The organism is Marinitoga piezophila KA3 (assembly GCF_000255135.1).
GTDB lineage: Bacteria > Thermotogota > Thermotogae > Petrotogales > Petrotogaceae > Marinitoga > Marinitoga piezophila.
Genome location: NC_016751.1, coordinates 910,699 through 936,005, shown reverse-complemented (window position 1 = coordinate 936,005; position 25,307 = coordinate 910,699). Strand labels below are relative to the sequence as shown.

The window sequence follows — 25,307 nt, the reverse complement described above, 5'->3', positions numbered from 1 at the left end:
AATTGAAAATAGATTTAATACATTCTTTTTAAAGGAGAGGGAGAGTATGAAAATTATAAAAGGTTATATTGACAGAAGATTAAACAACATGTTTGAAAGGATTTCTGAAAACAGCGTTGATAACTTAGTAGAAAACTTTAAAGAAGAAGCTTTAGAGGTTTATACGAGAAACAATTATATAATTTAAAAAAGAAGACCGGAAATTCCGGTCTTCTTTTTTAAATTTAGATAGAGTGCTTTCCAGGAGTTTTTGCAAAAAGTCTGGTTTTTTCAACATGATCGAGCGCTAAAATCCATCTTGTAAATCTTTCTATTCCAATTCCACATCCGGCAGAATGTTTTAACAAACCAGCTTTTGCAACTTCCAGATAATCCTGGAAAGCCTCTGGTGGAGTTCCCTTTAACTCCATTCTTTTTAGAATCTGTTCGTATTCATGCTCCCTCTCCCCACCGGATATAGCTTCTTCATAACCTTCAGGGTAAATCAAATCAAAATCCAATAAAACATCAGGTCTTTCAGGATCCTGTTTATCATAGAATTCTCTTTCTAAAAGTGGAATATCGATCATCCAGAATGGTTCAGTTGCTTCAAGAGAAGCTCTTTTCTCATAGTCCTCGCCATATTTTTCCTTTAATTCCTTTACGGTATAGCATTTAAAAGGTTTTTCAGGAACTTTCAAAGAAGGATGATACTTTTCAATAATCTCAGGATATTTTTCTTTTATTGTTTTTATTGTATGGATAATGGCATCTTCCATTACATCAAATACAACCTCTCTTGGTGATTCTAACATTTCCATATCTATTTGAACAAAATCAAATAAATGTCTTCCTGAATGCATTTTGTCCTCTGTTTCCAATCTAACGTTTGGTGAAACAATATAAATCTTTTTATGAACAAGAACAGCAACCTGCTTGTGTAAAATCATAGATTTTGTAACTGAATACTTTTGTCCATAATATTCAAATTCAGCTTCAAAATGTGGATGGTTTAGTGGATCAGTAATAGGTGAAACAGTTACAGGCAATAATTCCACAAATCCTTTTTCATCCAATACATGTCTAATTCCTTTTAAAATTTCGCTTTGAATAAGTGTAGCGTCTTTAAATACAGGATTTTCCATATATTCCTTTACCAATGGTACCGTGTCAACCTTTCTTTCCATACTTTCTTTCATCATAATACCCTCTCCCTTCAAATATAATTTTATAAAAATCTCTCCCTCTCATTGAATTTAAATAGATAAATAAAAAACCGGCGCTGGTAAAATCCAGCGCCGGTGAATTGATAGTAAACGACAGCTTACCTCGCGTTCCACCAACGCTGGTTGATATTATTATTGAAATTATTAACTTTTATTATTATTGTTCTTATCTTCATACCTAACACCACCTGAAAAAATATATATTAAATTTTTTCTTATTATACTACATTTTTTTTACAATGTCAACTACTTGGTTAATAAATATATTCAGATTGTTCTTTTAAATAACGAGCAATTATATCTATTTCATAATTAACAAAATCACTTATTTTTAGAAATTTTAAGTTTGTATTTTGATATGTATGCTCTATTATTTGTATTTCAAAGGTATCTAATTCTTTTTTTGCAATTGTCAAACTTATTCCATTTATTGTAATAGCCCCTTTTGTTGCAATGGCCCATTTTTCTTGAGGAATTTTAAATTTCATCCAAAATGTATTTGAAGATTTTCTTAAACCTAAAAATTTTGTTATTCCATCAACGTGACCGGTAACAATATGTCCTCCAACAAAATCAGATAATCTTAAAGACCTTTCGAGATTGACAATTTTATTATTATAATACCTTAAATTTGTCTTTCTGTATGTTTCTTCTCCTATTGAAAAATAAAGCTTGCTATTTTCTATTTTTTCAACAGTTAAACATACACCGTTAATTGAAATGCTTTCCCCTAATTGAATATTTTTGAAAGGATTATTTATAATAAGTTTATTATTTATAATATTCATTTTCGCTAAATGCTGTATTATTCCTGTAAACATGGTATCAACTCCCAATAAAGGTTATTCTCAAAAATTTTATTTTCTACGGGTTTAAACCTGATGGAATTTTCTATTTTATCAATTTTTAAATTATTAAAAGGAGATATACCCTTTCCAATAATTTTGGGTGCATAAAAAACATGAATTTTATCAACAAGATTATATTTTAGAAATAAAGATAAAATTGTTGCACCGCCTTCAACTAAAATACTATCAATTTTTCTTTCAAATAATATTTTTAGAATTTGATGTATGTTTGTTTCATTTACTATTTCTGTATTTTTGTATTTTATTTCTTTTTTTGAATTTGAGAATATTATATTTTGCCCTTTTTCCATAAAAATATTTAATTTTTTATTATAAAATTTCCCGTCTTTATCCAGAATAATTCTTATGGGATTTCTTCCATTTTTTATTCTACAGGTTAAATTTGGATTGTCCTTTATTAAAGTATTAGCTCCAATTAAAATTGATGAATAGTAATTTCTTAATTTATGTACAAAATTTCTTGACATATTATTTGATATCCATTTTGAATCAAATTTTTCTGAAGCAATGAAACCATCCATTGTCATAGCAAATTTTAAAGCAATAAAAGGTCTTTTTTTAGTTATATATGTAATAAAAATTTCATTTAATTTTTTGATTTCACTTTCTAAAATGTTGTATTTTACTTTTATGCCGTGTTCTTTTAATATTTTTATTCCATTTCCATTTACCATTGGATTTGGATCAAGCATACCTATATAAACCTCTTTAAATCCTTCCTTTACCAGTCTGTTTGCACATGGAGGAGTTTTTCCAAAATGAGAACATGGTTCAAGAGTTACATACATTGTAGCTCCTTTTAAATCTATATTTCTTTTTTTGGCATTTTCAATAGCTACAACTTCTGCATGTCTCCCACCATAATATTCATGATAACCTTTCGATATAATTTTTCCGTTTTTTACTATAATAGCTCCTACCAAGGGATTTGGATTCACCTTTCCTATTCCTTTTTTTGCTTCATTTATAGCAAGTTGCATAAAATATTCATGATTCATATTTTTACACCTTCAATTGCTTATTGAGATTTGCCATTTCTAAAGCAGCCATTGCAGCTTCAAAACCTTTATTTCCAGCTTTTGCACCTGATCTATCCATACTCTGTTCCAGAGTTTCTGAAGTTATTATTCCAAAGGTAATTGGTATATCTGATATTAAATTTAAATGAGCAATTCCTTTTGAAACTTCATTGGCAACAACTTCGAAATGATATGTTTCTCCTCTAATTACAACCCCTAAAGCTATAATAGCATCATAATTTTTATTTATTAGTTTTTTTGTAATAAATGGAATTTCAAAAGAACCTGGAGTTTTGAAAATATCTATATTGCTTTCTTTTACATTATGCCTTTTTAATGCGTCCAGAGCACCCTCTAATAATCTTTCAGAAAAAAATGAGTTAAACCTTGAAATTACAATAGCAATTTTTAAATCTTTTCCATCAAAAATACCTTCAAAAATTTTCATAGTTATATTACCTCCTCAATTGAAAGATTATGATTCATTTTTATTTTCTTGATTTTTAAATAGAATTTATTTTCTGGCGTTACTTCGCCTATATGCTGTATTGTATTTATCACATTGATACCATATTTTTTTAATTGATTGACTTTATCAGGATTATTTGTCATTAAAATAATGTTTTTAATGTTTAATGATTTTAAAATTTGTGCTGCTATTGCATAATCTCTATTATCTGCTGGCATACCAATTTTTTCATTTGCTTCTACTGTATCCATACCCTTATCCTGTAATTCATAAGCTTTTATTTTATTTGTAATTCCTATATCTCTACCTTCCTGTCTTAAATAAATTATTAAACCTGAGCCGTTTTCCTGTATTTTTTTCATTGCAAGATGCAATTGACTTCCGCAATCGCATTTTCTTGAAGTTAACACATCACCAGTAACGCATTCGGAATGTATTCTGACTAATAAAGGTGTGTTTTTTAAATTACCTGTATATATTGCAAAATGTTCTTTTTCATCAAAATTATTTTTAAAACCTATAATTTTAAAAGAACCAAATTGTGTAGGAAGATTTGCTTCAGAAATTGGAGTTACATATAGATTGCTTTTAAATACTTCAACAGCTATATCTTCTACAGAAATTATGGGGATTTTAAACTTTTGAGATAATGATTTTATATAATTAAAATTATGGGAATTTCCATTTTCATCTAAAATTTCAATTAATATAGAAAAAGGTTTAAAACCCAATAATTTCATTAATTCAATAGAACTTTCTGTATGTCCTTTTCTCTTATTTAATCCGATACTTCCTAATAATTGAATATGGCCCGGATATTTATAATCGTTTATTGTGGTATTTTCAGAGATAGATTTTATAGTTTTTGCACGTTCTTTTGAAGAAATACCGGTTATTGTTTTTTTATGATCAATACTAATAAAATAATTGGTATTAAGTATATCAGCATTATTAGAAGGAAGTTTAAAAAACCCTCTTTGTAAAAGATTTTTTTCTTCAGATGCTAAACATAATAATCCTTTACCATTGGATATTAAAAAATTAATAATATCCTTGTTTGCCATTTCTGCTGGAAACACAAAATCAGCTTCATTTTCCTTTTTTTTATCCCATAGGATTATAGGTTTGTTTGAAAAAAATGTTTTTGTAAGAATTTCCTTATCCATGTGAAAACCTCCTTATAAATAAAAATAAAAGCCCTGGATATCTCCAGGGCCTGATTTAATATATATTACATATATAAACACAAACGCAAATTTATGCATTTATGTCTATATAAATTATATTGTTCTCTCCTCCCATCCAGACTTTCACTGTCGGCTCCGGAATTTCACCGGATCAGTCCGAAGACTCGCGGGCTTTAACCGCCGGTCGGGAATTTCACCCTGCCCCGGAGAGTATTAACTTTTCTTAATTATATCACATTTTTATAAAAAAATAACAAAAAAATAAAAACGTATTCCCAACAAATGAATCATTGATAATAAAAGCAATATATTTTGCAGCAATGAGAATAACAGAAAAATGAACTACTAATAGCTTATAACCAACTATAATTATTTTAAGCTCAGTGATGAGGAAACGAGACTTTTTGATGTGTTTTTAAGAAATTGCGTTCAATCGATATTAATTAATATATTTTCTTTAGGGGACTAAAACTATTTTTCCACCAATTGGACTACAAAATTTACAAAACTTACAGAAGTTTGGTTCTTCAATATTATAACTACCGATTTCTAATATTTTAATTTTTTTATTCTTATTTTTCATCAATTTCACCTCCTTATCAAAATATTTTTTCTAAAATATATATATCTTTTAATTTTTTATTTATATAAAATATTAGCCATAATGAAATAATAATTATTATTCCATAAGAATACTTTGAGGAGAAAATTATATAGCTTTCATTTAATCCCACTCTTAATATATTCAATATATGAGTAATTGGATTCAAAAATAGTAAACTTTTTACTATTATATTTTGAGTTTTTATTTGGTAATAAATAGGGGAAATTATTATTAAAATATAACTCACAAGAGGCATTATCCCCATTAATGTATAATAATTTCTCACTTTTAATCCAATTGTTATGGAGATTAGAATTAAAAAGATATTTCCTATTAATAACGGTACCAAGGTACTTAAAAATTTTTCTGTATTATTTGATATCATGAAAATATAAGATATTCCAAAAATTGGTAGCGTTAACAAAAAATATGTTATCCCCATCGATATTACTATTACAGTCTTTGAAACAGAAAAAATTGTATATAATTCAATAACTTCAGTTTGCATTAAGTTTGAAACTCTCAAAGAAAGTATTCCAAAATATGTTCCTATCATCATTGAAACCATAAATCCGCTAATTAAATAATCTATATTTGAATTCTTATTTAATAAAACAATTATTAAATAAGAAAAAGGTATTAATATCATACTTACAAATATTTGAAATTTAAACATTCTCATTCCTTTAAATTCTAATTCTATTCCTGTTTTTATTTGATTAAATATTTTTAACAAGTTCATACACTCCTTTTTCAAAGGATGGGTATTCAATTTTTAAATATTTTATATAATTATCTTTTTTTATTTTTTCAAGAAAACTCAAAGCTTCTGATAACTCAGAAAAGAATAAAGAATAATTATGTTCATTTGAATTATATACAATATTTTCTCTTCTAATAAGATTTTCTATTTTTTCTATATTTTTAACTGATATATTTAATTCAACAGGTGTTTTTACTTTTGTATTTATTTCTTCAATCTTACCTTTATATATAATTTCACCATTTGTGATTATAATTACTTTATCAGCCAAATTTTTTATTTCATTCATATCATGACTTGCTAGTAATATTCCTTTTCCCTTTCTGTATTTTTTTATTAAATCCCATATTTTTTCTTTGTTTATTATATCAACCATTGAAGTGGGTTCATCCAATATTACCACATCAGGTTCCTGTGAAAAAGCTAATGCAATCATAATTAGTTTTTTTTGACCACCTGAAAGTGTATAATTGTATTCTTTTTTTATTTTATCTAATCCTGTTTCATAAAGTATTTTTTCTACTTTATAACTTACTTCATGCGAATTTAACCCTTCTAATTTTAAAGGTATTTTTATACTTTCTTCAACTGTAAGTGATGGAAAGAAAATCGGTAATTGCGGTACATATGCAATTTTTTTCACTCTATCATTTATAATAATGTTTCCTGAAGTTGGTTTCAATAATTTTAAAATCTGTCTTATTAATGTTGTTTTTCCTGCTCCATTTGGACCAATTAATCCAATAATTTCATTTGTTTTTAAACTAAAATTTATATTATTATTTGCTCTTACTCCATTTGGATATGTTTTGCTTATTTTTTCTACTTTTAATAATTCTTCCATTTGTTATACCTCCAGAGGATAATTGCTTATAACATAAGCTTTTATCAGCGTTTGAATATTTTTATCTAGATAGGCTTTTTTACAAACACCTTTTTTATTATTTCCACCCATCCATCTACATCCTCCATAACAAATTGGTGCATAATTGCAATTTTCTATGCATTCAGGTTCATAACTTATATTTTCATACCACTTAGAATTATTAATTTTTAAATTACTATTTTCATCTATATATCCTTCTTTAACTTCGTAAAAAGTTCCAGGACATGAATATATATTTAAATTTTCATCAACAGCGAAAGATAAATCAAGAGACACAGAACATGGGCCTCCAACAAATTCTTTATCTATTTTAAAGCCGAATTTTGCCGCTTGAAGATATAAATTCGCAATTTTGCTTTCTAATTCTAAATTTATTTTTCTTTCATGTCCATACCTTCTTATTTCTTTTTGGGATGAAAATATAGGTGAAAATGATAAACTTGATATTTTTTTATTGATTTTTTCTTTTTTTAAATATTTTAAAAATTCTTTTGCATTATTTATATTATTTTCATTTATATTCATTCTAAGAGTTATTTCACCTTCAAAGTATTTAGTTAATAATACAAAATTATTAAAAACAATATCAAAACTTCCCGTATCATTTAATAATCTCAACTTATCATGAGATTTTTTGTTGCCATAGAAATCAAATTTCTTGTTAATGTATTAAAAATGACTATATTATCATTTATTGGAGTATATATATTATAAAATGATGTGTAATATTTTATTATAATCACCTCCTAATATTTTTATCTTTTTTAAACAATTAAAATCTATATATTTTGGGGATATCTTTTAAACCTGGATCCAGGTAAAAGAAATTATTTAGTTAATACTTTTTTACCCCATATTGGACTACAAAATGAACAAAATCCACAAAAATTAGGTTCTTCAACATTGTATGTTCCTATTTCTAAAATTTTAAATTTTTTAATGGTTTTCATTTTATAACCTCCTTGCTCTTTTATATTTAATAAGTTATAATAGTAATTAAGTTTCTGGCACCAGAATAATCCAGCCGGCTGAAAAGATTTAAAGTTTTGATATAATATCTATGCAGATATAAAAAGAGAAAAATAGATTGTTTATTATTTAAAAAATTCAATTTGAGGATTTAAAGAACGAGTTGAATATTTTTTATCCACCTCATCTCCAGAAAAGATTATTGAATTTAAAATTATCATTATGCCTATTATTAAAATGATTTTTTTCACTATTTCACCTCCGGTGAAAAATTATACCAGTTTCCATTTGACTTTCAAGTGTTTTTTTTAAAATAAAAATCCGCTATTTATCAGTGTTTCAGAAGTTGATTTTCGTTACAGTTTAATTAATTCATGTAACACACGATTTTCTCACAAACTTACCAAATTTTTTTAAAATTTTTTATATTCAGGATTCTGGCGATTTTTTATTTATGTGTTTATGTTACAAACAAATGTTAAGAACAAAGTCCCCGGGTTTTAAAAATTCGATAGTAACAACATAATTAAAACACAGTGTCCTGGAGGTTAAAAATGGATTTTTCTATAAAAGATATTCTGAATATAGTTGAATATGGTTATTTTTCAAGAACGGTTATTAATTACATTTATCCATATATTATTGATGAATCTTTGAAATTCTATCTGCTATTATTAAAATCAATATGGAATGAAGATTTAGACAAAGCTTTATTTTATGCAAATAAAGTTATTTCAACAACAACAACAACAATGTTAAAAGAATTAGCAAGATTTGAAAAAATAGATATATTATTAAAACAAAATAAATTTGAGGAATCAAAAAAAGAATATATGAAATTAAAAAAAGGTATTAAAAATCTTTCTGAAAATGCAAGAAATATAATTTTTCCAGGATTAAAATATCTTGTTTCAATATATGAAGAAAATTATGATTGTATACGATTATGGAGTAAAAATTACGAAGAAAGTTACGTTGAAAAATCAATAATAAAATATTCAAAAGCGCGAAAAGAAATAAAAAAAGAAAATTATAATAAAGCATATAAATTATTTATAGAAGGATATAATCTTGCAAAGAAATTTCCACATCCAACTATGATATGTTCTGGTTTAAATAATGCTGCATGGTGGATAATGAATGAAGGTAAAGAGAAAGATTTGATTGCAGCTAATTTACTTGAATATTATATTGGCTATTATTTCGAAGATTTAAATTATACCTATAACTGGTTTGATACTATTTTTGAAGTAAAAAAGATTAATAATGATATGCGTATTTCTGAAATATGTAATATAGTAAATGAACTAAAAAAGATTTTTCCTGAAGTAAATCTCGATAAGAAATTTAATAGAAGCTTTTATTCAAAAGAATTTGAAAAAGAAATAAAGAAGAATTTTAAAGAAAATACTATTAAATTTAGAAAACAAAAAGAAGTAAATATTCCAATATTATTCTTTTCAACATATACAGCATTAATAGAAAAACCATTTTTTACAAAGAGTCATATTTTAAAATTGATTTTTGAAGGTAATAAAGATAAAATCATTAAATTCTTCTCTGCTAATTATGAAAAGATGTATTTCTTTAACGTCATGATGAGTGATTTTGATTTGAAGAAAGCTGAAAGAAGATTATTGAATTCTGAAGATGTTGAAGATTCGGAATATAATATTTCACCATTTTATTTAGCAAGAAAAAAACTCATCACTGAGCTTTTTAAGAAACCAAAGAACTTTAAGGAATTTGTTTTTAATTATTTTAAGCTCAGAGATGAGGAAATGAAAGTTTTTGATGTGTTTTTAAGAAATTGCGTTCGATACGATATTAAATGGCCCGTTACTCCTTATCCAAAAGGTAAAGTTCGTGATTTTGCTCTTAAATATGGTTTAGGTTATAAGCGTGTTGCTCTTGGTTATTACTCTTTTGAAGATGATGAAAGAGTTTTGATTGATGATATTATTGAGGGATTTTTAAAATAGTTCTTCCAGAATTTCTGGAAGAACTATTTTAATAGAATTATCTTAATTCACTTTCGATGGACTTTCAAAATTCGTTTTTATAAACCATACATTGATTTTTACTCCATCTATTTCTTCTATTTCATGTTTGAAATCCTCTATTGCTTCTGAATATATCACAAGCCAGCCTTCTTTTAAGCCACTTCTTTTTAAATATTCTACTAATTGTTTTTTTGCCAGTTGAAATTTTCTCGGACCAGGATTCCTTTTTATTTCTATTAAATATTTTTCTTCTTTATATCTTACCAATAAGTCTATTCTTCCTCCTCCTACTTCTACCTCCGTTAATACTTCTCCTCCCAATTCTTCCATATATGTGCTCAAGAATATATCAAGATTATATTGATATACTCCTTCATATAGTTTCTTTCCTTTGAACATTACCGCTCCTCTTTTGTTTATGTATTCTATGTATTTTTTCATTAATTCGTTTATTTTTAATTTTCCTTCTTTTGTAAAGTATTTTGATAGATTTTCATATATGTTTATTATGTAATCTTTTTCTCCGTTTATTTTTGGCTTAAAATGATTATATAATTTTTTGTAGTATAACGGTACTTTTACACAACATTTCCCTTCACAATCATCTATTACTCCATGTAAATACAGAAATTTTATTCTTTCATCACTTATATCAAATTCAACGCTTTCTGGTTCAAATAGTATCTGCATTACTATTTCTTTTTCTTCGTGTGCTTTTGATATTATATTTTCCATATTTTTGTCTATGTATTTTTTTATATAGTCATATAATGTTTTTTCAAAATGCTTTTCTGTTATTATCTTTTTTCCTTTTGCTTTTTTTGCTACTAAATCATATGCAAGACCATTGGTTAGTCCAGGTTGCCCTGCTGCGTTATGCCATATTAATTCTTTTACTTTTTCATCGAATAATTGTCCTGTTTCTTTTTCGTGTTGTGAGAGTAAGTCATATACCTGTTCTTTTGTAAAGTATGGTACTTCCATATGTTCTGCTATATTAAATGGACTTGCGTTGTCTTCTAATATCCCGCTTAAATAGCTTACACTGATTAATACTACACTTCGGAGTTTATATATTTCCTTTTTATGATATACACTTCTTATTACATGTAAAAATTCATTTATTATCTCCTCATTTAATCTTTCAAATTCATCTATCATTAAAATTATCTCTCTTCCAAATTTTTTATATAATTCTTTTAGTAATATTCTTATATTATCTATATTTTTGGGGATTTGTAATTCTATTTTTTCATTATATCTATATTCAATATCATCAATTATATCCATCACTAATGTTTCAATAAAATCTTCTTTATCTTTTTCTCCATAACTTTCAAATGAGATAAATATTGTTAAATACTTATCTTTTATTTTTTCTACAATATCTCTTAATAATGTGGTTTTCCCGCTCTGTCTCGGTGCAGACACTGTAAAATATCTCCAGTTTTCTATATGATCAAGCGCTTCTTCCATTATATCCGGTCTTTCCACATAATAACATGTTTTCTTATCAACAGGTCCTGATGTACAAAACATTCTCATCACTTCCACCTCCTATTCTTCAATTATACCATATCAAAATAAAATGAGGCTTTCGCCTCATTTGATTAATTCCAGCAATTTTCTTTACTTATTCAAACATAGAAACTTCTTCAATGTTTTTTAATTTTATTATTTTATCTCCTATCTCATCAAAACTATCTTCGTGAGTTATTATAAAACATATTTTATCTTTTAATTCCTCTTTTATTATCCTTTTTATTGTTTCTTTTGTTTCTTTATCTATATGCACTGTTGCTTCATCGAATATGAATATATCTGCTCCTTTTGCCAGTGCTCGAGCTATTGCAATTAATTGTTTCTGTCCTCCTGATAAATTTTGCCCATTATTTGTTATCATATGATTATCCTTCAATGGAAATTTTTCTATTAATTTTTCCAAATTGCTTTTCTTCAATATTTCTTTGTATTTTTCTTCTTTTATCTCTTTTGATGAATACATTATGTTATTCTTTATTGTATCGTTAAATAGGAATATTTTCTGCGATACTATTCCAAACCTTTCTCTCAATGATTTTATATCTATTTCTTTTTGATTTTTTTCATTTATTATTATTCTTCCTTTATATCCATCATATATCCCCAATAGCAATTTCATCAATGTTGTTTTTCCTGACCCATTTGGTCCTTTTATTATTATTTTTTCCCCTTTTTTTACTTCCAGATTTATACCTTTCAATACTTTTGTTTTTCCATCATATGAAAATTCTATATCTTCCATCTTTATTTTTTTTATCTCTTCTGTCAATTCTTCACCATTTATATTTTTTTCTTCTTCTGTTAATTCCTCCATTATTTCCTTTACTCTTTTTAATGAATTCACTGCTGGCTGTATTGTTAATGTTGTTGTTCCTAGCTGTATTACAGGTGCATATAATTTTCCTATATAGTTTGCAAAGGCTATATATCCTCCTATTGTAAATCCTGAAAAAATTATGTCTTTTCCAGCATATAATAGTACTATTACACCTGCTATTGCACTTATTAATGTTAACAATTCCATTCCTATTGAGTATAATATTCCCTGTTTTATCGCTGTTTTTACAAATTCTTTGTTATAATCTATATTCTTTTTGGTTTCTTTCTCTTCTATATTTAAATTTTTAACTTCTTCTATTCCACTTATACTTTCCTCTAATTTCCCACTCATTTTTGCGCCTTTTTCCATCAATTCCATTGAAATTTTTGATATATTTCCCATAAATTTACTTGTTACTATATAATATAACGGCATTATTGCCAGCGCGATTAATGTCAGTTTTATATTATATTTCATCAATATATATAACACTATTATAAATTCTATTATACTTATCAATATTTTAAATGTTTGTTGTGAAAATAATATCTGTAATTTATCAGTTTCTCCAACTCTTGCCATTATATATCCCGTTTCTTTTCCTTCAAAAAAAGTCATTGGTAATTTTAATACCCTTTTTAATAGATCCTTTTTTATTTCAAATATTATACTCTGACTGCTGATTATAAATATTTTTGAGGTTATATAATTCAATATACTTTTTAATACGTATATCACTATTAATGTCATACAAACCTTTTTTAAATATTCATAATCACCTGTCAGTATCCCATTATCCATCGCTTCTTTGTAGTATTTTGCTGGCATTATTGATACATACGATAATATTATCATCATTATCATCGATATCGTCAATCTTCCTCTATGTCCTTTTGTGTATTTATAGAGAAATTTTATGTTTTCCATTTCTTTCCTCCTGATTATCAAATTCATTTCTAAATTTTTTCTTTGTTAAGAATAAGTGGTGTTAAGTATATTATTCCTATTATTAGTAATATTCCCAATAGTATGTAATACCATTCAGACATTATAAGTACTTCTTTTATTTTTTCGCCTTTAAAAGCAAAAAAATAAATTAATAAAAATAGTACTATTCTTATTATAAATGGATTATCCAGAATCATAAGACTAATTCCCATAATGGCACTTATTACTGTCATTCCTACAGGTATTGTAAGAATTAATGTAATTAAATCAGAAACTGTTGGATATATCCCTGCAGCAAATGGATTTATTATCATCCCTATTGCTATAAGTAAAATTTCTATACCTATTGTAAATATAAATAAAGCTATGATTTTACCTGCAAACACCTCTTTTATATCAAGTGGGGAAGATAATAAATATAAAAGATTCTTATTCTTTTTTTCCTCATTAAAAGCTATCCATCCAAATATATATGGAATAAAAAAAGAAACTAATACACATACAGTAAAATATGGATTGTATATATGTTTTTTTCCTGAATGTATTGTTACTGCCCATATTATCATTGCTATAAAAAATAAATTTCTTTCTTTCTTTTTACGAAAAAATGTTTTTAATTCTTTTTCAATTATAGCCCACATTTTCTTCATCCTCCCTGACAATTGAGATATACATGTCTTCAAGTGTTGTTTTTTCGTCTTCTATTCTTTTTACATCAATTCCTTCTTTTCTGAATATTTCCAATATTTTATCAAGCTTTTCTTCTGGTATAATTGTTGTTTTTTCATCAGATAGATTTATGTTGTTTTCTCTTATTATTCTTTCAGGTATTTTTTGACTAACTATAATTTTTACTTTATCTTCTATTTTTAATGCTTTTTTCATTTCTTTTAATGTTCCATCAACTATTACTTTCCCTTTCCTGAGAAATATTATTCTCGTACAGATCCTTTCTATATCAAATAAATCATGTGATGTTATTATCAATGATTTATCAGTTCCTTTAAAACCTTTCAAAAAATCCACTATATCTCTCCTGGCTTCAGGATCAAGGTTTGATGTGGGTTCATCCATTATTACTAATTCAGGATCATGCGATAATGAATTTAATATTGCAACCTTTTGCCTCATTCCTGCCGAAAGATTTTTTATCAATGTTTTTTTCTTTTCTGTTAATTTCCATCTATCAATTAAATTCCAAATTTCATTATTGTTCTTCTTATATACTTTTTGCCAGAATTTTATGTTCTCTTCTATTGTTAAATCATCATATAATCCCGGTGTATCAAGCACCATACCTATTTTATTCCTTTCTAATTTTTTTATGTTTTTTATGTTTTTTCCAAAGATTTCTATTTCGCCTTCTGTCGGTTTTAATAATCCAAGTATTAATTTTATTAATGTGGTTTTCCCGGCGCCATTGGGACCTATTATACCTATTATTTCTCCTCTTTTTACTGAAAAATGTATGTCTTTTAATGCCTCTGTCCCGCTATAATATCTCTTCTTTACTCCTTTGAATTTTATTATTTCCATATATATCCTCTCCTCTTATTTTAGTATTATCCAGAATAATGTTAATATAATTATAATAACTATAAAATGTTTCAACTGACTTTTTAAATAATATTTCAGTGTCCCTTCTTCATATTCCATTTTTATTCTGAAAATATAATATATTATCACAGCAGTAATAATGATAAGAAATACACTTAACTCCATTTAATCACCTTCTTTACATAATATTTTTCCATTTAATTTTTTAGTTATTTTTGTTTCTATTGCTCTACATTCAAAACAACCAAATCTATATATACATTCTTTACATTTATCTATTTTTCCAAGATGTAATTCCCAATATTTATCTATTTTGTTTTCTAAAAATATTTCTTTAAGAATATTTTCATTTTCTGTAATATCTCCAATTATTTCATTTTCCATTGATGGGCAGGGCAATATTTTTCCTTCTGCATTCAAGGTTATGGTTCCATTCAAACACGGATGATAATAATAATTATTCCAGAAAATTTCGGGAGTTATTCTCATAAATGAATGATTCATAAAACTCTTATTATTTTCATCTAAAAGTTCTGAAATATATATTTTTGTTTTATACTTATTTATTATAATTTCCAGCGTATCTTTAATTTCAAATTCGGGTATTTCATCACTATCCTGTACAAAAGTTAATTCAAAATTTTTCGTATATTTTTTTATATAATTTAACGTTTCCATAAATGAAGAAATATTTTTTTCGTTTTCTTTATCAAAGATATCACTTGTAGAAAATATGATATAGAAATTTATTTTTTTGTATATTTCTTTTTCTAATTCTAATATTTTATTATCTCTAATATGCATCCAATGAAGTAAAATCCAGATTTCTGGTCTTTTTTCATTATTTAAACATATATCTAATAAGTCTTCTGTATTTATATAAGGAAGAGGATTCCCTCCATAAAATATTATGTTATGAACATTTAAATTTAACAATTTATTTAGAAATGTTTTATATATTTTTGAATCAATAGAATTTATATTTGAACTTTTGGTACATACAAAACACGGATAACTTTTCAAGGAAAAACAAAATTTGCAATTTAAATCACAATCTGATGGTATTTGGATATAGCATTTTTGAATTATAGGTGGTAATTTCTGCATACCTTGTGGAGGTAAAATCGTACCTTTACGATTTTTCTCTTCATATATAAAATTATCATAAAATTCTCCCATTGTTTCTTCTTTGATTTTTTCTATGACTTCATATGTATAGGATGATTTTACATTTTCAACTTTAGTGCCATTTTCTAGCTGTACTAAAACGTCAGTCCAAGTTTTCTCTAATTCTATCATATTTCCATCTTTTAAGTCGTAAATTAAACCTTTATTTTCTTTTCCGACAACTAAAATATAATCTTTGTTTAATTTAAAATATTTATTCTTCATATATACACCCCACATTGTTTATATTTTGAAAACTTTATTAAATCAAATATATTAACTCCTTCCTCCAGTAAATTCCAAATCTCTTCGAAAGATTTTTTTATTCCTTCTTTGACATTTTCACAAATATCCGGTGGATCTTTTTTAAATTCTCCATTTCCAGCTAATAGTGCAAAACAAAGAGGACATAATCTTGACACAGGACATATTAAACATTCTGATTTTAACTTTTTATTGTATTTTTTCACGATTTCTTCTATTTTTGAATAATCCAACCAGTTTTCAACATTGCCAATAGGGAAATCATAATTAATTTTTTCACAGCAATGTAAATCTCCAGAAGGTGAAATTGCTATTTTTTCTCCTGGAACACATGTTCCTGTAAACGGAAGAAAAGAAGGTCTAATTTCATATAAATTTACATTTATATTTCTATTGAGTATCGCAAAATACGATAACCCAAATAATAAAGATAAAAATTTATCATTTTCATTTTTTTTAATTTTATGGAAGTATAAATTTTTGAGTTTTCTCATTTGAGAAAAGAATTTTTCTTTTTTTTCTTTTGAGTATTGGTTATACCAATTAGTATAAGAACTTCCTATCATATTAAGTCTGATAAGTCTTTCTGATAAATTACTATTGTCAAAAAAATCCTTCATTTTAAATAAATCTGTTCCATAATCATAACAGGCAATTATAGAACAATATTTTTTATAATAGAAAGGATACTTTTCTTTTATTTTTAATAAATTATTATACACAATTTCAAATGTTCCATTTTGATTTGAAAATACTCGTAATCTATCATGTTCTTCTTTAAAACCATTAAGACTAAAAGCAAGAGAAACTTCATTTTCAGCAAGAAACTTTATTATTTCATCGTTTAATATAGTTCCATTTGTTGTGATAGTAAAATGACATTTGTATTTTTTATTTTTTATATACATTATTGTTTTTTTTATCAAATCAAAATTAATTAAAGGTTCTCCACCATAAAAACCAATAGCTGGAATAAAATATGGGTTTATTTTTTGTGTATTCGAAATATCAGAAAAATATTTATCAATAGCTTTTTTAGCAATATTATAATCCATATATACATTATTATGTGTCCTCATGTTAGAATATTCTCCAGAATATGCACAATATTTACATCTAAGATTACAATCTTCAGTAACAATAAAAAATAATTCTTTACTTCCTTTGTTTTTGATATAATTTTTAATGTTTTTAACATTAATTTTTTTATTATCATAAAAATACTTTTTTCGATAATTACTTTGTAATTTTTTAATATCATTTTTTGACTTTACAAATATAACATTTCCTGTAATATCATCATAAAAATATTCATTTCCTTTTTTTGTTTTAAAAAAAAATCCTTTCATTATTTCACCTCTCGTGTATATTGTTTTCATATTATATGAATAATCAAATTGTTTTTTAAAAAGCCCCCAGGCAATATAAAATATTATTAAAATTTAGTATCTTAATCCATAGCAGCAATATTCCCAGAAATTCCCGCAGCTGCATCCATTACAGGAATTATTGGGGAATCAGTTTGGCATCCTATGCTGCAAATTACTCCACATCCTATAATACATAATAACCCTTCATCTTTGTTATTATCATTAATTATTTTCATAGAAATCAACTCCTCTTTTATAATGATGTTTGTTCTGCTTTAGCATATGTTGCTACACCCATCGCATCTAAAAGCGGTGTAAGAGTATCCAAAGTGCAAATAACAATACATGTACCAGAACAAACAACGAAACATTTTAAACTTTCATTTTTTTCATCATTAACTATTTTCATTATATCTCCTCCAATAAATTATTATTTAGCCCGGGGGATAAATAAAAAGATATACATAATTTATTAGATATGTAATATCAATTCATTCGATTTACTATTAACCTCAAACCTTTTCACTTAAAAATCTCAATTTGGATACGAAGATTGGTTAAATCTATTTTATATTCATCATATTTCCAGCAAAAACAATGTTAGCTGACATTAGTAGTAAAATAACAAATAAGGTTATTATTTTTTTGTTTCCTTACATGATTTTTTCTTATTTTTCTTTCCATTTTTTCTATTTTCTTCTTCTTTTTTCGGTTTTACTTCCTGTAATATTTTTATTTAATCTTTACTTTATTTTCTCTCTATTTTTGAAGAGATTAATAAAAATTATAGTGTCAATTATATAAATGTTTTGTTTACAGGATTTTCACAACATCTTATAAGTATTTTTCAATGTTTATTGATTTTATAATTTTTATAAAATCTGGCACGAGAAAAATTCAGCCGGCTGAGAAATGAAAATTTTTTGATTATAGAACTTGCTCAGTTATATTTAAATAATATTTCTAACTATCCACAAGTGTAATTCAAAATTATTTTTGAAATTTATTTAGGTATTATGTGATTTATTTAATAATACTAGAGATAATATTGTGAATTTTATAACTTAATAATTCAAGATAAAACCCAATAAATGGATAATTTTTATATTATATTATTGTATAATTAAAAGATATTATTTTCACTTATTTAATTCACAATAATTTTAGCAAAAAAAAAAAAAGATGTCAATATAAAATGTAAAATTCGAGTAAAATTACAATTAATTTTTATTTTGATAAATTCGATAAATTTACATAATTATTATATCATCTGATATATTTTTATTGTTATTTTTTTGTTTAATTCAAAGGACAATAATCATTAATTTATTTTATGATTTTTATAAAAAATGACCTGATTATTAGAAAATAAATTTTTTTCCGGGGTTCATTTCAAATTCCATTCTTTCACCTTATTTTTTTATTTTATCCTTTCTAACACGACTTGCAAGTGTTTTTTTAAAAATAAAATTCGCTATTTATCAATATTTTAGAAGGTTTATTTTATGCAAATAAAGTTATTTCGACAACAACAATGTTAAGAGAATTAGCAAGGGAGGATAAGATTATTAAATTCTTCTCTGCTAATTATGAGAAGATGTATTTTTTTTAATGTTATGATAAGTGATTTTGATTTGAAGAAAGCTGAAAGAAGATTATTGAATTCTGAAGATGTTGAAGATTCGGAATATAATATTTCACCATTTTATTTAGCAAGAAAAAACTCATCACTGAGCTTTTTAAGAAAACAAAGAACTTTAAGGAGTTTGTTTTTAATTATTTTAAGCTCAGTGATGAGGAAATGAGAATATTTGATGTGTTTTTAAGAAATTGCGTTCGATACGATATTAAATGGCCCATTACTCCTTATCCAAAAGGTAAGGTTCGTGATTTTGCAATTAAATATGGTCTCGGTCAAAAATGTGTTGCTCTTGGTTATTACTCTTTTGAAGATGATGAAAGAGTTTTGATTGATGATATTATTGAAAGGTTTTTAAAATAACCCTTTCAGAAATCTGGAAGAACTATTTTAATAGAATTATCTTAATTCACTTTCGATGGACTTTCAAAGTTCGTTTTTATAAACCATACATTGATTTTTACTCCATCTATTTCTTCTATTTCATGTTTGAAATCCTCTATTGCTTCTGAATATATCACAAGCCAGCCTTCTTTTAAGCCACTTCTTTTTAAATATTCTACTAATTGTTTTTTTGCCAGTTGAAATTTTCTCGGACCAGGATTCCTTTTTATTTCTATTAAATATTTTTCTTCTTTATATCTTACCAATAAGTCTATTCTTCCTCCTCCTACTTCTACCTCCGTTAATACTTCTCCTCCCAATTCTTCCATATATGTGCTCAAGAATATATCAAGATTATATTGATATACTCCTTCATATAGTTTCTTTCCTTTGAACATTACCGCTCCTCTTTTGTTTATGTATTCTATGTATTTTTTCATTAATTCGTTTATTTTTAATTTTCCTTCTTTTGTAAAGTATTTTGATAGATTTTCATATATGTTTATTATGTAATCTTTTTCTCCGTTTATTTTTGGCTTAAAATGATTATATAATTTTTTGTAGTATAACGGTACTTTTACACAACATTTCCCTTCACAATCATCTATTACTCCATGTAAATACAGAAATTTTATTCTTTCATCACTTATATCAAATTCAACGCTTTCTGGTTCAAATAGTATCTGCATTACTATTTCTTTTTCTTCGTGTGCTTTTGATATTATATTTTCCATATTTTTGTCTATGTATTTTTTTATATAGTCATATAATGTTTTTTCAAAATGCTTTTCTGTTATTATCTTTTTTCCTTTTGCTTTTTTTGCTACTAAATCATATGCAAGACCATTGGTTAGTCCAGGTTGCCCTGCTGCGTTATGCCATATTAATTCTTTTACTTTTTCATCGAATAATTGTCCTGTTTCTTTTTCGTGTTGTGAGAGTAAGTCATATACCTGTTCTTTTGTAAAGTATGGTACTTCCATATGTTCTGCTATATTAAATGGACTTGCGTTGTCTTCTAATATCCCGCTTAAATAGCTTACACTGATTAATACTACACTTCGGAGTTTATATATTTCCTTTTTATGATATACACTTCTTATTACATGTAAAAATTCATTTATTATCTCCTCATTTAATCTTTCAAATTCATCTATCATTAAAATTATCTCTCTTCCAAATTTTTTATATAATTCTTTTAGTAATATTCTTATATTATCTATATTTTTGGGGATTTGTAATTCTATTTTTTCATTATATCTATATTCAATATCATCAACTATATCCATCACTAATGTTTCAAGAAAATCTTCTTTATCTTTTTCTCCATAACTTTCAAATGAAATAAATATCGTTAGGTATTTATCTTTTATCTTTTCTACAATATCCCTCAACAACGTGGTTTTCCCACTCTGTCTTGGTGCAGATACTGTAAAGTATCTCCAGTTTTCTATATGATTAAGCGCTTCTTCCATTATATCCGGTCTTTCCACATAATAGCATGTTTTCTTATCAACTGGTCCTGATGTACAAAACATCCTCATCACTTCCACCTCCTACCCTTCAATTATACCATATCAAAAAAAATGAGGCTTTCGCCTCATTTGATTATTTTATGAAATTATTATTCTATAAAATTTTACAACTCTATTATTTTATCAAAAAAATTCGCTATACTTTTTCTGTGCGTTATCATTAATATTGTCATATCAGGATATGCTTTTATTATTTCCTGAAGTATTTCTTTTTCCATTTCTTCATCAACGGAAGAGAGAGTTTCGTCTAAAAGTAATATTTCTGGTTTTCTTAACAAAACCTGGGCAAGATTTATCCTTGTTTTTTCCCCACCTGATATCTTATCCTTATTTATTATTCCATTTTTTTCTTTTTCCAATTTTTCTAATTTCAATATTTTCAAAATCTTCTTATATTCATCTTCAGAAATATTATTCAATTCCATTAAAATATTTTCTTTTAACGTTCCATTAAATACATATCCTTCTTGATGAACAAGTTTTACCTTTTTTCTCAAATCCTCTATATCAATGTTTTTAATATCTTTATTTCCTATTTTTATCGTTCCATTATAATCTTTTAATATTCCAATTATTGCATTAAACATTGTGCTTTTCCCTCTTCCACTTTCACCAAGAATTAAAATCTTTTCTCCTTTATTTACTTTTATATCAGGGATTTTTACCTTTTTATTTCCATAATTATATTCAAAGTTATGAATTTCTAAATTTCCCTTATTTAACTTATTTTCACCGAGTTTTTCATCTTCCAAACTCAAATGTTCTTCAATTGTTTTTATATATGGCTTTACGCCATAGAAATCGAGAAATTTTTTGTATATTTTCTTGTATGAATTAAAGAATAATGGAGAGAAAATATATATTACAATTAATTCACCCTGAGTAAGCTTAAACGAAGACATATGTGTATTTCCATAATATATTATAATTAATGGTGATAATGCGGTTACTATTAATATTATATTTTCCCATAATGTAGTCAAAACATTGGTGCTTATTGCTGCGTTATTCATATCTTCATGATTCTTTTTAAATATATTTAAAAAATAATCGTCGTTATTATTGGTCTTTATTATTTTAGCCATTGATAATATATCCATTGCATTTCCCATCATCGCTCTATATGAATCAAGCATCTTCTGTTCGTATTTTCTTATTTTCTTTCCTGTATAATAACTTATCAAAATTAAAAAAGGAATAAATAATGAAAGTATTATACCACCGACAATACTTGCTTTATAGATTATATATGTATATACAAATGCTTCTACAATGTCAGCTGGTAAAAAAATTAATGATGTATAAAATATACCAACTCTATTAGGCGGTGTATAAATTTCTCCCCATATTTTTCCTGTTGGATTATTTACAAAATAATTATAATCGGTTTTCAAAACTTTCTTAAATATTTCCTTTCTTATTGCAAGCATTCCGTTATATAGAAATTTGACTGATTCATAGTTCTGTATCAAATTCAGGAAAAATAATCCTATATATAATCCCATAAGGAGAAAAATACTTTCTTTTATTATTGAAATATTGTTATTCACAAATCCTTCATCAAAGAAGATTTTTGTGTATTTTGAAACATACAGTGATACAAAAACCATCAACATTGTAATTACTGTTAGAATAATTATATTCCACTTGTTGTTTTTTACAAAAATTTTAAATCCTTTCATTATATCACCTTTTCCATTGGAGGTAAATATACTTTTTCTGAAATGAATTCTAAAAATGGAGCTTTATTCATAGTTTTATATTTGTATAAAAAATCCTCTTCAAAATTTGTATAAATTCCTTGATTTATATAATTATTTAATTTCTCACCTTTTAATTTAATAATACGATTTTTAAATCGATTAATTTCTTCCAGACAACGCTTTTTATTTTCTTCATTGTATTCAAATACAAACTCATATATTATTTTATCATTTGCTATATTATAATCAAAAAATATTCCAGAAAAATTCTCTTTAAATTCATTTAAATTATATATATTAGCCAAAAGATTATATATTCCATTATATATATCTCCTTGAAAAAATAACACACTAATAAATTTTTCAGAATAGTAATTTTGTTCTTTGATTTCAAACTTATTTATTGTAAATAAATTCTTTAATTCCTGGTATTGATCAAAAACATTATCTTTATAATAATAAGCTAGTTTTATATTGTTTTTTATTGCATAATATTTTACAATAAAATTTTCAAATGGAAAATTGGAAATAATCCTTTCTCTTTTCATTAAATACATATTTTTTATTTCATCTGGCACATCATTGTCAAACATTCTCTTTATTTCAAGAGGTATTTTATAAAAACATTCCATGTGTGAAATTTCTCTATATATATTTTCTGAAATATATATAGAATTATTTTTATATATAAACTCGATATTTTTTTTAGCTAAATAATTAATAATAGCTAAATCCAGAGATTGATTACCGCTATATAGTAATTTATAATTCATTTTTTATCCCTACTTTCTCAAATGATTCATAGATAATTTTTTTTATACAAATATTATTTTTATTATTTTTTTGTCCTTTTCTATATTTATATCTAGCATAAAAACACTGATTTTTATTATGGTAGTATATCCTATTGGCACAAAGATAATAATACTTACATTTATCACAACCTTTTTTTACTAATTCATTCATACTAATATTCAATATTTCTTTTTCAGAAAAATAGTCAAAATCATTATTTTTTGAAAAATAATCTCTTGTAAATGACTCTATTTCTTCAATTTGATTAAAATTATAGATATTAATCTTTTTAAAATCCTGTTTATCATCGGTTTCTGAAAAAAAATGACATGGTGTAATGTTACCTTCCGAAGAAATTGCTATAGCCATATTCTCTTTATCATAGCATGAATCTCTTGAAGCATATACAATTTTTTTTCCTGATTTCAAATGTTTTAAAAATTCATATTCACTCTTTATAATCCAAAAATTTATATTATTTTCTTTTTCACTAATTATATCTTCAACTATTATCTCTATTTCTTTTTTTAATATATCAAGATTAATTATAGAGAAATCAATATTCATATCAACATTCACTTCAACATCTAATCCTAATTTTTTAAAGTAAAAATAATCTCTTGATAAATATATGTAATTATTGATATCAAGAGTTTTTGCTATTTTAAGATTATTTTTATTAACTTTATTTAATAAATTTTTTAAATTTTTTTCTACAATCTCAAAAGTTGGATTATCAAATTTATCCTTTCTATTAATATCATGGGATTCTTTAATCCCATCTAAGCTTATCAAAAGGCTAAATTCATATTTGTTCAAAAAATTTATCATTTCACTATTTAATATTGTTAAATTAGTTGTTAATGAATACTTCTTAACACTATCTTTAGTATTAGAAACTATCTTTTTAATATTATCAAAATTTATTAAAGGTTCTCCCCCAAAAAATTGTACTACATCAGGTTTACTCAAATTTATCATTTCAATAACCCTTTGTGCAGTATATTTATTTAAATTTATACGTGTTTTATTAAAAGACTGATAACAATATCTACAATTTAAATTACAATTTTCAGTAATAGATATCCAAAAAATCTTCATACTATGTCCTCCTAAATGAAATGGGGAATATTTCATTCCCCATTTTTTTATCTGTTACATTGTGCAGTGAATGTTCCATGTTCTTCTATCATTATATAACATGCATCTGGAGTTATAATGACAACTTCCTTTGCTTCATTTTTGTTTTCATCAAAATACATTAAATTCACCTCTTTTTTTCATTTTTTATCAGCCGGCTGAAAAAATTTAAATTTTTGATATAATATCTACGTAGATATAAAATATAAAATAGATTTTAGTTGATTACTCAGAAAATTCAGTTTGAATTTGAGGATTGATTGAATCAGTAGAGTAAACATCATCATTATTTTCATCACTAAAAATACTTATAGAAAACAAAAATATTATTAATATTAATAATATAATTTTTTTCATCTGTTTCACCTCCACAATTTTCATTTTAGCAATAAAATTTTGTGATTTTATTAAGTAAATCCTGAAACCAAAATCCGTTGTTTATCAATATTTGAGATACTGCAAAAATCTT

General features: G+C 25.3%; 28 protein-coding genes, 1 pseudogene and 1 riboswitch. Of the genes and pseudogenes, 3 read left to right on the top strand and 26 right to left on the bottom strand.

Translation table 11 applies throughout. The annotated features are described in order from the left end of the window. Positions 1-46: 46 nt before the first annotated feature. Positions 47-187 carry a hypothetical protein gene (locus tag MARPI_RS11105; protein ID WP_014296422.1) on the top strand — a complete coding sequence of 47 codons (141 nt, stop codon included), beginning with the start codon at positions 47-49 and terminating at the stop codon, positions 185-187. A gap of 37 nt (positions 188-224) precedes the next feature. Here the strand turns inward: MARPI_RS11105 and MARPI_RS04580 are convergent, their stop codons facing one another. From MARPI_RS04580 to MARPI_RS11300, 11 genes are all read right to left on the bottom strand, one after another. Then, entirely contained in the window at positions 225-1,178 is a 954-nt protein-coding gene (locus MARPI_RS04580) for an asparagine synthetase A (protein ID WP_238528150.1), read from the bottom strand. A 281-nt stretch (positions 1,179-1,459) separates the two neighbouring features. Then, entirely contained in the window at positions 1,460-2,026 is a 567-nt protein-coding gene (locus MARPI_RS04575) for a riboflavin synthase (RefSeq protein WP_014296420.1), read from the bottom strand. Continuing rightward, the gene (ribD, locus tag MARPI_RS04570) at positions 2,011-3,072 is read right to left on the bottom strand and encodes a bifunctional diaminohydroxyphosphoribosylaminopyrimidine deaminase/5-amino-6-(5-phosphoribosylamino)uracil reductase RibD (RefSeq protein ID WP_014296419.1); all 1,062 of its coding nucleotides are present in this window, start codon (positions 3,070-3,072) and stop codon (positions 2,011-2,013) included. The genes MARPI_RS04575 and ribD overlap by 16 nt, the downstream gene beginning before the upstream one ends. Before the next feature lie 4 nt (positions 3,073-3,076). After that, positions 3,077-3,541, bottom strand: a complete 465-nt coding sequence (gene ribH / locus MARPI_RS04565; RefSeq protein WP_014296418.1) for a 6,7-dimethyl-8-ribityllumazine synthase — start codon at positions 3,539-3,541, stop codon at positions 3,077-3,079. A 2-nt stretch (positions 3,542-3,543) separates the two neighbouring features. Then, positions 3,544-4,728 (bottom strand): bifunctional 3,4-dihydroxy-2-butanone-4-phosphate synthase/GTP cyclohydrolase II, encoded by a 1,185-nt coding sequence (locus MARPI_RS04560; protein WP_014296417.1) that lies wholly within the window; start codon positions 4,726-4,728, stop codon positions 3,544-3,546. Positions 4,729-4,848: 120 nt separating this feature from the next. Then, positions 4,849-4,964: riboswitch (FMN riboswitch) on the bottom strand. A 242-nt stretch (positions 4,965-5,206) separates the two neighbouring features. Next, positions 5,207-5,332: a hypothetical protein gene (locus MARPI_RS11310; protein ID WP_014296416.1), complete on the bottom strand. Its 126-nt coding sequence runs from the start codon at positions 5,330-5,332 to the stop codon at positions 5,207-5,209. A gap of 16 nt (positions 5,333-5,348) precedes the next feature. After that, positions 5,349-6,095: a hypothetical protein gene (locus tag MARPI_RS04555; RefSeq protein ID WP_148265147.1), complete on the bottom strand. Its 747-nt coding sequence runs from the start codon at positions 6,093-6,095 to the stop codon at positions 5,349-5,351. Continuing rightward, positions 6,073-6,960 carry an ABC transporter ATP-binding protein gene (locus tag MARPI_RS04550; protein WP_014296414.1) on the bottom strand — a complete coding sequence of 296 codons (888 nt, stop codon included), beginning with the start codon at positions 6,958-6,960 and terminating at the stop codon, positions 6,073-6,075. Before MARPI_RS04550 ends, MARPI_RS04555 begins: the two co-directional genes overlap by 23 nt. 3 nt (positions 6,961-6,963) lie before the next feature. Further along, positions 6,964-7,620 (bottom strand): SPASM domain-containing protein, encoded by a 657-nt coding sequence (locus MARPI_RS04545; protein ID WP_148265146.1) that lies wholly within the window; start codon positions 7,618-7,620, stop codon positions 6,964-6,966. Between the two features lie 209 nt (positions 7,621-7,829). Further along, a complete protein-coding gene (locus MARPI_RS11305; RefSeq protein ID WP_014296413.1) occupies positions 7,830-7,952 on the bottom strand; it encodes a hypothetical protein in 123 nt (40 codons plus the stop codon). A 144-nt stretch (positions 7,953-8,096) separates the two neighbouring features. After that, positions 8,097-8,222 (bottom strand): hypothetical protein, encoded by a 126-nt coding sequence (locus tag MARPI_RS11300; protein WP_014296412.1) that lies wholly within the window; start codon positions 8,220-8,222, stop codon positions 8,097-8,099. 303 nt (positions 8,223-8,525) lie between these two features. Here MARPI_RS11300 and MARPI_RS04540 point away from each other — a divergent pair, with 303 nt between their 5' ends. Next, entirely contained in the window at positions 8,526-9,953 is a 1,428-nt protein-coding gene (locus tag MARPI_RS04540; protein ID WP_014296411.1) for a hypothetical protein, read from the top strand. Positions 9,954-9,995: 42 nt separating this feature from the next. On the opposite strand, the gene MARPI_RS04535 is transcribed toward MARPI_RS04540, so the two are convergent. The 9 genes from MARPI_RS04535 to MARPI_RS11090 form a co-directional block, all read right to left on the bottom strand. Further along, positions 9,996-11,519 (bottom strand): AAA-like domain-containing protein, encoded by a 1,524-nt coding sequence (locus MARPI_RS04535; RefSeq protein WP_014296410.1) that lies wholly within the window; start codon positions 11,517-11,519, stop codon positions 9,996-9,998. Positions 11,520-11,607: 88 nt separating this feature from the next. Then, positions 11,608-13,263 (bottom strand): ABC transporter ATP-binding protein, encoded by a 1,656-nt coding sequence (locus tag MARPI_RS04530; RefSeq protein WP_014296409.1) that lies wholly within the window; start codon positions 13,261-13,263, stop codon positions 11,608-11,610. Between the two features lie 29 nt (positions 13,264-13,292). Next, a complete protein-coding gene (locus MARPI_RS04525) occupies positions 13,293-13,925 on the bottom strand; it encodes an ABC transporter permease (protein WP_014296408.1) in 633 nt (210 codons plus the stop codon). Continuing rightward, positions 13,909-14,820, bottom strand: a complete 912-nt coding sequence (locus MARPI_RS04520) for an ABC transporter ATP-binding protein (protein WP_014296407.1) — start codon at positions 14,818-14,820, stop codon at positions 13,909-13,911. The genes MARPI_RS04525 and MARPI_RS04520 overlap by 17 nt, the downstream gene beginning before the upstream one ends. A gap of 15 nt (positions 14,821-14,835) precedes the next feature. Beyond that, complete coding sequence (locus MARPI_RS11100) at positions 14,836-15,006, bottom strand: hypothetical protein (RefSeq protein ID WP_014296406.1); 171 nt, start codon at positions 15,004-15,006, stop codon at positions 14,836-14,838. Next, on the bottom strand, positions 15,007-16,233 hold the full coding sequence (locus MARPI_RS04515) for a 4Fe-4S cluster-binding domain-containing protein (RefSeq protein ID WP_014296405.1): 1,227 nt from the start codon (positions 16,231-16,233) through the stop codon (positions 15,007-15,009). It lies immediately after the preceding gene. Next, positions 16,230-17,621: a radical SAM protein gene (locus MARPI_RS04510; RefSeq protein WP_014296404.1), complete on the bottom strand. Its 1,392-nt coding sequence runs from the start codon at positions 17,619-17,621 to the stop codon at positions 16,230-16,232. The genes MARPI_RS04515 and MARPI_RS04510 overlap by 4 nt, the downstream gene beginning before the upstream one ends. A gap of 101 nt (positions 17,622-17,722) precedes the next feature. Then, positions 17,723-17,878: a hypothetical protein gene (locus MARPI_RS11095; protein ID WP_014296403.1), complete on the bottom strand. Its 156-nt coding sequence runs from the start codon at positions 17,876-17,878 to the stop codon at positions 17,723-17,725. Between the two features lie 17 nt (positions 17,879-17,895). Further along, positions 17,896-18,051, bottom strand: a complete 156-nt coding sequence (locus MARPI_RS11090) for a huazacin family RiPP peptide (RefSeq protein WP_014296402.1) — start codon at positions 18,049-18,051, stop codon at positions 17,896-17,898. Positions 18,052-19,197: 1,146 nt separating this feature from the next. Between MARPI_RS11090 and MARPI_RS11385 the strand changes: the two are divergent. Then, positions 19,198-19,644 (top strand): annotated as a pseudogene (locus tag MARPI_RS11385) (hypothetical protein); the annotation flags it as partial. A gap of 41 nt (positions 19,645-19,685) precedes the next feature. Here MARPI_RS11385 and MARPI_RS04495 read toward each other — a convergent pair. The 6 genes from MARPI_RS04495 to MARPI_RS11290 form a co-directional block, all read right to left on the bottom strand. Continuing rightward, a complete protein-coding gene (locus tag MARPI_RS04495) occupies positions 19,686-21,209 on the bottom strand; it encodes an AAA-like domain-containing protein (protein ID WP_014296401.1) in 1,524 nt (507 codons plus the stop codon). A 95-nt stretch (positions 21,210-21,304) separates the two neighbouring features. Then, on the bottom strand, positions 21,305-22,882 hold the full coding sequence (locus MARPI_RS04490; protein ID WP_014296400.1) for an ATP-binding cassette domain-containing protein: 1,578 nt from the start codon (positions 22,880-22,882) through the stop codon (positions 21,305-21,307). Next, positions 22,882-23,676, bottom strand: coding sequence for a hypothetical protein (locus MARPI_RS04485; protein ID WP_014296399.1), 795 nt, complete (start codon positions 23,674-23,676; stop codon positions 22,882-22,884). Before MARPI_RS04485 ends, MARPI_RS04490 begins: the two co-directional genes overlap by 1 nt. After that, a complete protein-coding gene (locus MARPI_RS04480; RefSeq protein WP_014296398.1) occupies positions 23,666-24,799 on the bottom strand; it encodes a radical SAM protein in 1,134 nt (377 codons plus the stop codon). Before MARPI_RS04480 ends, MARPI_RS04485 begins: the two co-directional genes overlap by 11 nt. Before the next feature lie 47 nt (positions 24,800-24,846). After that, a complete protein-coding gene (locus tag MARPI_RS11295; protein ID WP_255370591.1) occupies positions 24,847-24,969 on the bottom strand; it encodes a hypothetical protein in 123 nt (40 codons plus the stop codon). Positions 24,970-25,063: 94 nt separating this feature from the next. Beyond that, positions 25,064-25,195, bottom strand: coding sequence for a hypothetical protein (locus MARPI_RS11290; RefSeq protein ID WP_014296396.1), 132 nt, complete (start codon positions 25,193-25,195; stop codon positions 25,064-25,066). Between the last annotated feature and the right edge of the window lie 112 nt (positions 25,196-25,307).

Bases quoted from the DNA above. Each gene is read 5' to 3' on its own strand.
- MARPI_RS11105 (WP_014296422.1), top strand. From the start codon at position 47: ATGAAAATTATAAAAGGTTATATTGACAGAAGATTAAACAACATGTTT.
- MARPI_RS04580 (WP_238528150.1), bottom strand. From the start codon at position 1,178: ATGAAAGAAAGTATGGAAAGAAAGGTTGACACGGTACCATTGGTAAAG.
- MARPI_RS04575 (WP_014296420.1), bottom strand. From the start codon at position 2,026: ATGTTTACAGGAATAATACAGCATTTAGCGAAAATGAATATTATAAAT.
- ribD (WP_014296419.1), bottom strand. From the start codon at position 3,072: ATGAATCATGAATATTTTATGCAACTTGCTATAAATGAAGCAAAAAAA.
- ribH (WP_014296418.1), bottom strand. From the start codon at position 3,541: ATGAAAATTTTTGAAGGTATTTTTGATGGAAAAGATTTAAAAATTGCT.
- MARPI_RS04560 (WP_014296417.1), bottom strand. From the start codon at position 4,728: ATGGATAAGGAAATTCTTACAAAAACATTTTTTTCAAACAAACCTATA.
- MARPI_RS11310 (WP_014296416.1), bottom strand. From the start codon at position 5,332: ATGAAAAATAAGAATAAAAAAATTAAAATATTAGAAATCGGTAGTTAT.
- MARPI_RS04555 (WP_148265147.1), bottom strand. From the start codon at position 6,095: ATGAACTTGTTAAAAATATTTAATCAAATAAAAACAGGAATAGAATTA.
- MARPI_RS04550 (WP_014296414.1), bottom strand. From the start codon at position 6,960: ATGGAAGAATTATTAAAAGTAGAAAAAATAAGCAAAACATATCCAAAT.
- MARPI_RS11305 (WP_014296413.1), bottom strand. From the start codon at position 7,952: ATGAAAACCATTAAAAAATTTAAAATTTTAGAAATAGGAACATACAAT.
- MARPI_RS04540 (WP_014296411.1), top strand. From the start codon at position 8,526: ATGGATTTTTCTATAAAAGATATTCTGAATATAGTTGAATATGGTTAT.
- MARPI_RS04535 (WP_014296410.1), bottom strand. From the start codon at position 11,519: ATGAGAATGTTTTGTACATCAGGACCTGTTGATAAGAAAACATGTTAT.
- MARPI_RS04530 (WP_014296409.1), bottom strand. From the start codon at position 13,263: ATGGAAAACATAAAATTTCTCTATAAATACACAAAAGGACATAGAGGA.
- MARPI_RS04525 (WP_014296408.1), bottom strand. From the start codon at position 13,925: ATGTGGGCTATAATTGAAAAAGAATTAAAAACATTTTTTCGTAAAAAG.
- MARPI_RS04520 (WP_014296407.1), bottom strand. From the start codon at position 14,820: ATGGAAATAATAAAATTCAAAGGAGTAAAGAAGAGATATTATAGCGGG.
- MARPI_RS11100 (WP_014296406.1), bottom strand. From the start codon at position 15,006: ATGGAGTTAAGTGTATTTCTTATCATTATTACTGCTGTGATAATATAT.
- MARPI_RS04515 (WP_014296405.1), bottom strand. From the start codon at position 16,233: ATGAAGAATAAATATTTTAAATTAAACAAAGATTATATTTTAGTTGTC.
- MARPI_RS04510 (WP_014296404.1), bottom strand. From the start codon at position 17,621: ATGAAAGGATTTTTTTTTAAAACAAAAAAAGGAAATGAATATTTTTAT.
- MARPI_RS11095 (WP_014296403.1), bottom strand. From the start codon at position 17,878: ATGAAAATAATTAATGATAATAACAAAGATGAAGGGTTATTATGTATT.
- MARPI_RS11090 (WP_014296402.1), bottom strand. From the start codon at position 18,051: ATGAAAATAGTTAATGATGAAAAAAATGAAAGTTTAAAATGTTTCGTT.
- MARPI_RS04495 (WP_014296401.1), bottom strand. From the start codon at position 21,209: ATGAGGATGTTTTGTACATCAGGACCAGTTGATAAGAAAACATGCTAT.
- MARPI_RS04490 (WP_014296400.1), bottom strand. From the start codon at position 22,882: ATGAAAGGATTTAAAATTTTTGTAAAAAACAACAAGTGGAATATAATT.
- MARPI_RS04485 (WP_014296399.1), bottom strand. From the start codon at position 23,676: ATGAATTATAAATTACTATATAGCGGTAATCAATCTCTGGATTTAGCT.
- MARPI_RS04480 (WP_014296398.1), bottom strand. From the start codon at position 24,799: ATGAAGATTTTTTGGATATCTATTACTGAAAATTGTAATTTAAATTGT.
- MARPI_RS11290 (WP_014296396.1), bottom strand. From the start codon at position 25,195: ATGAAAAAAATTATATTATTAATATTAATAATATTTTTGTTTTCTATA.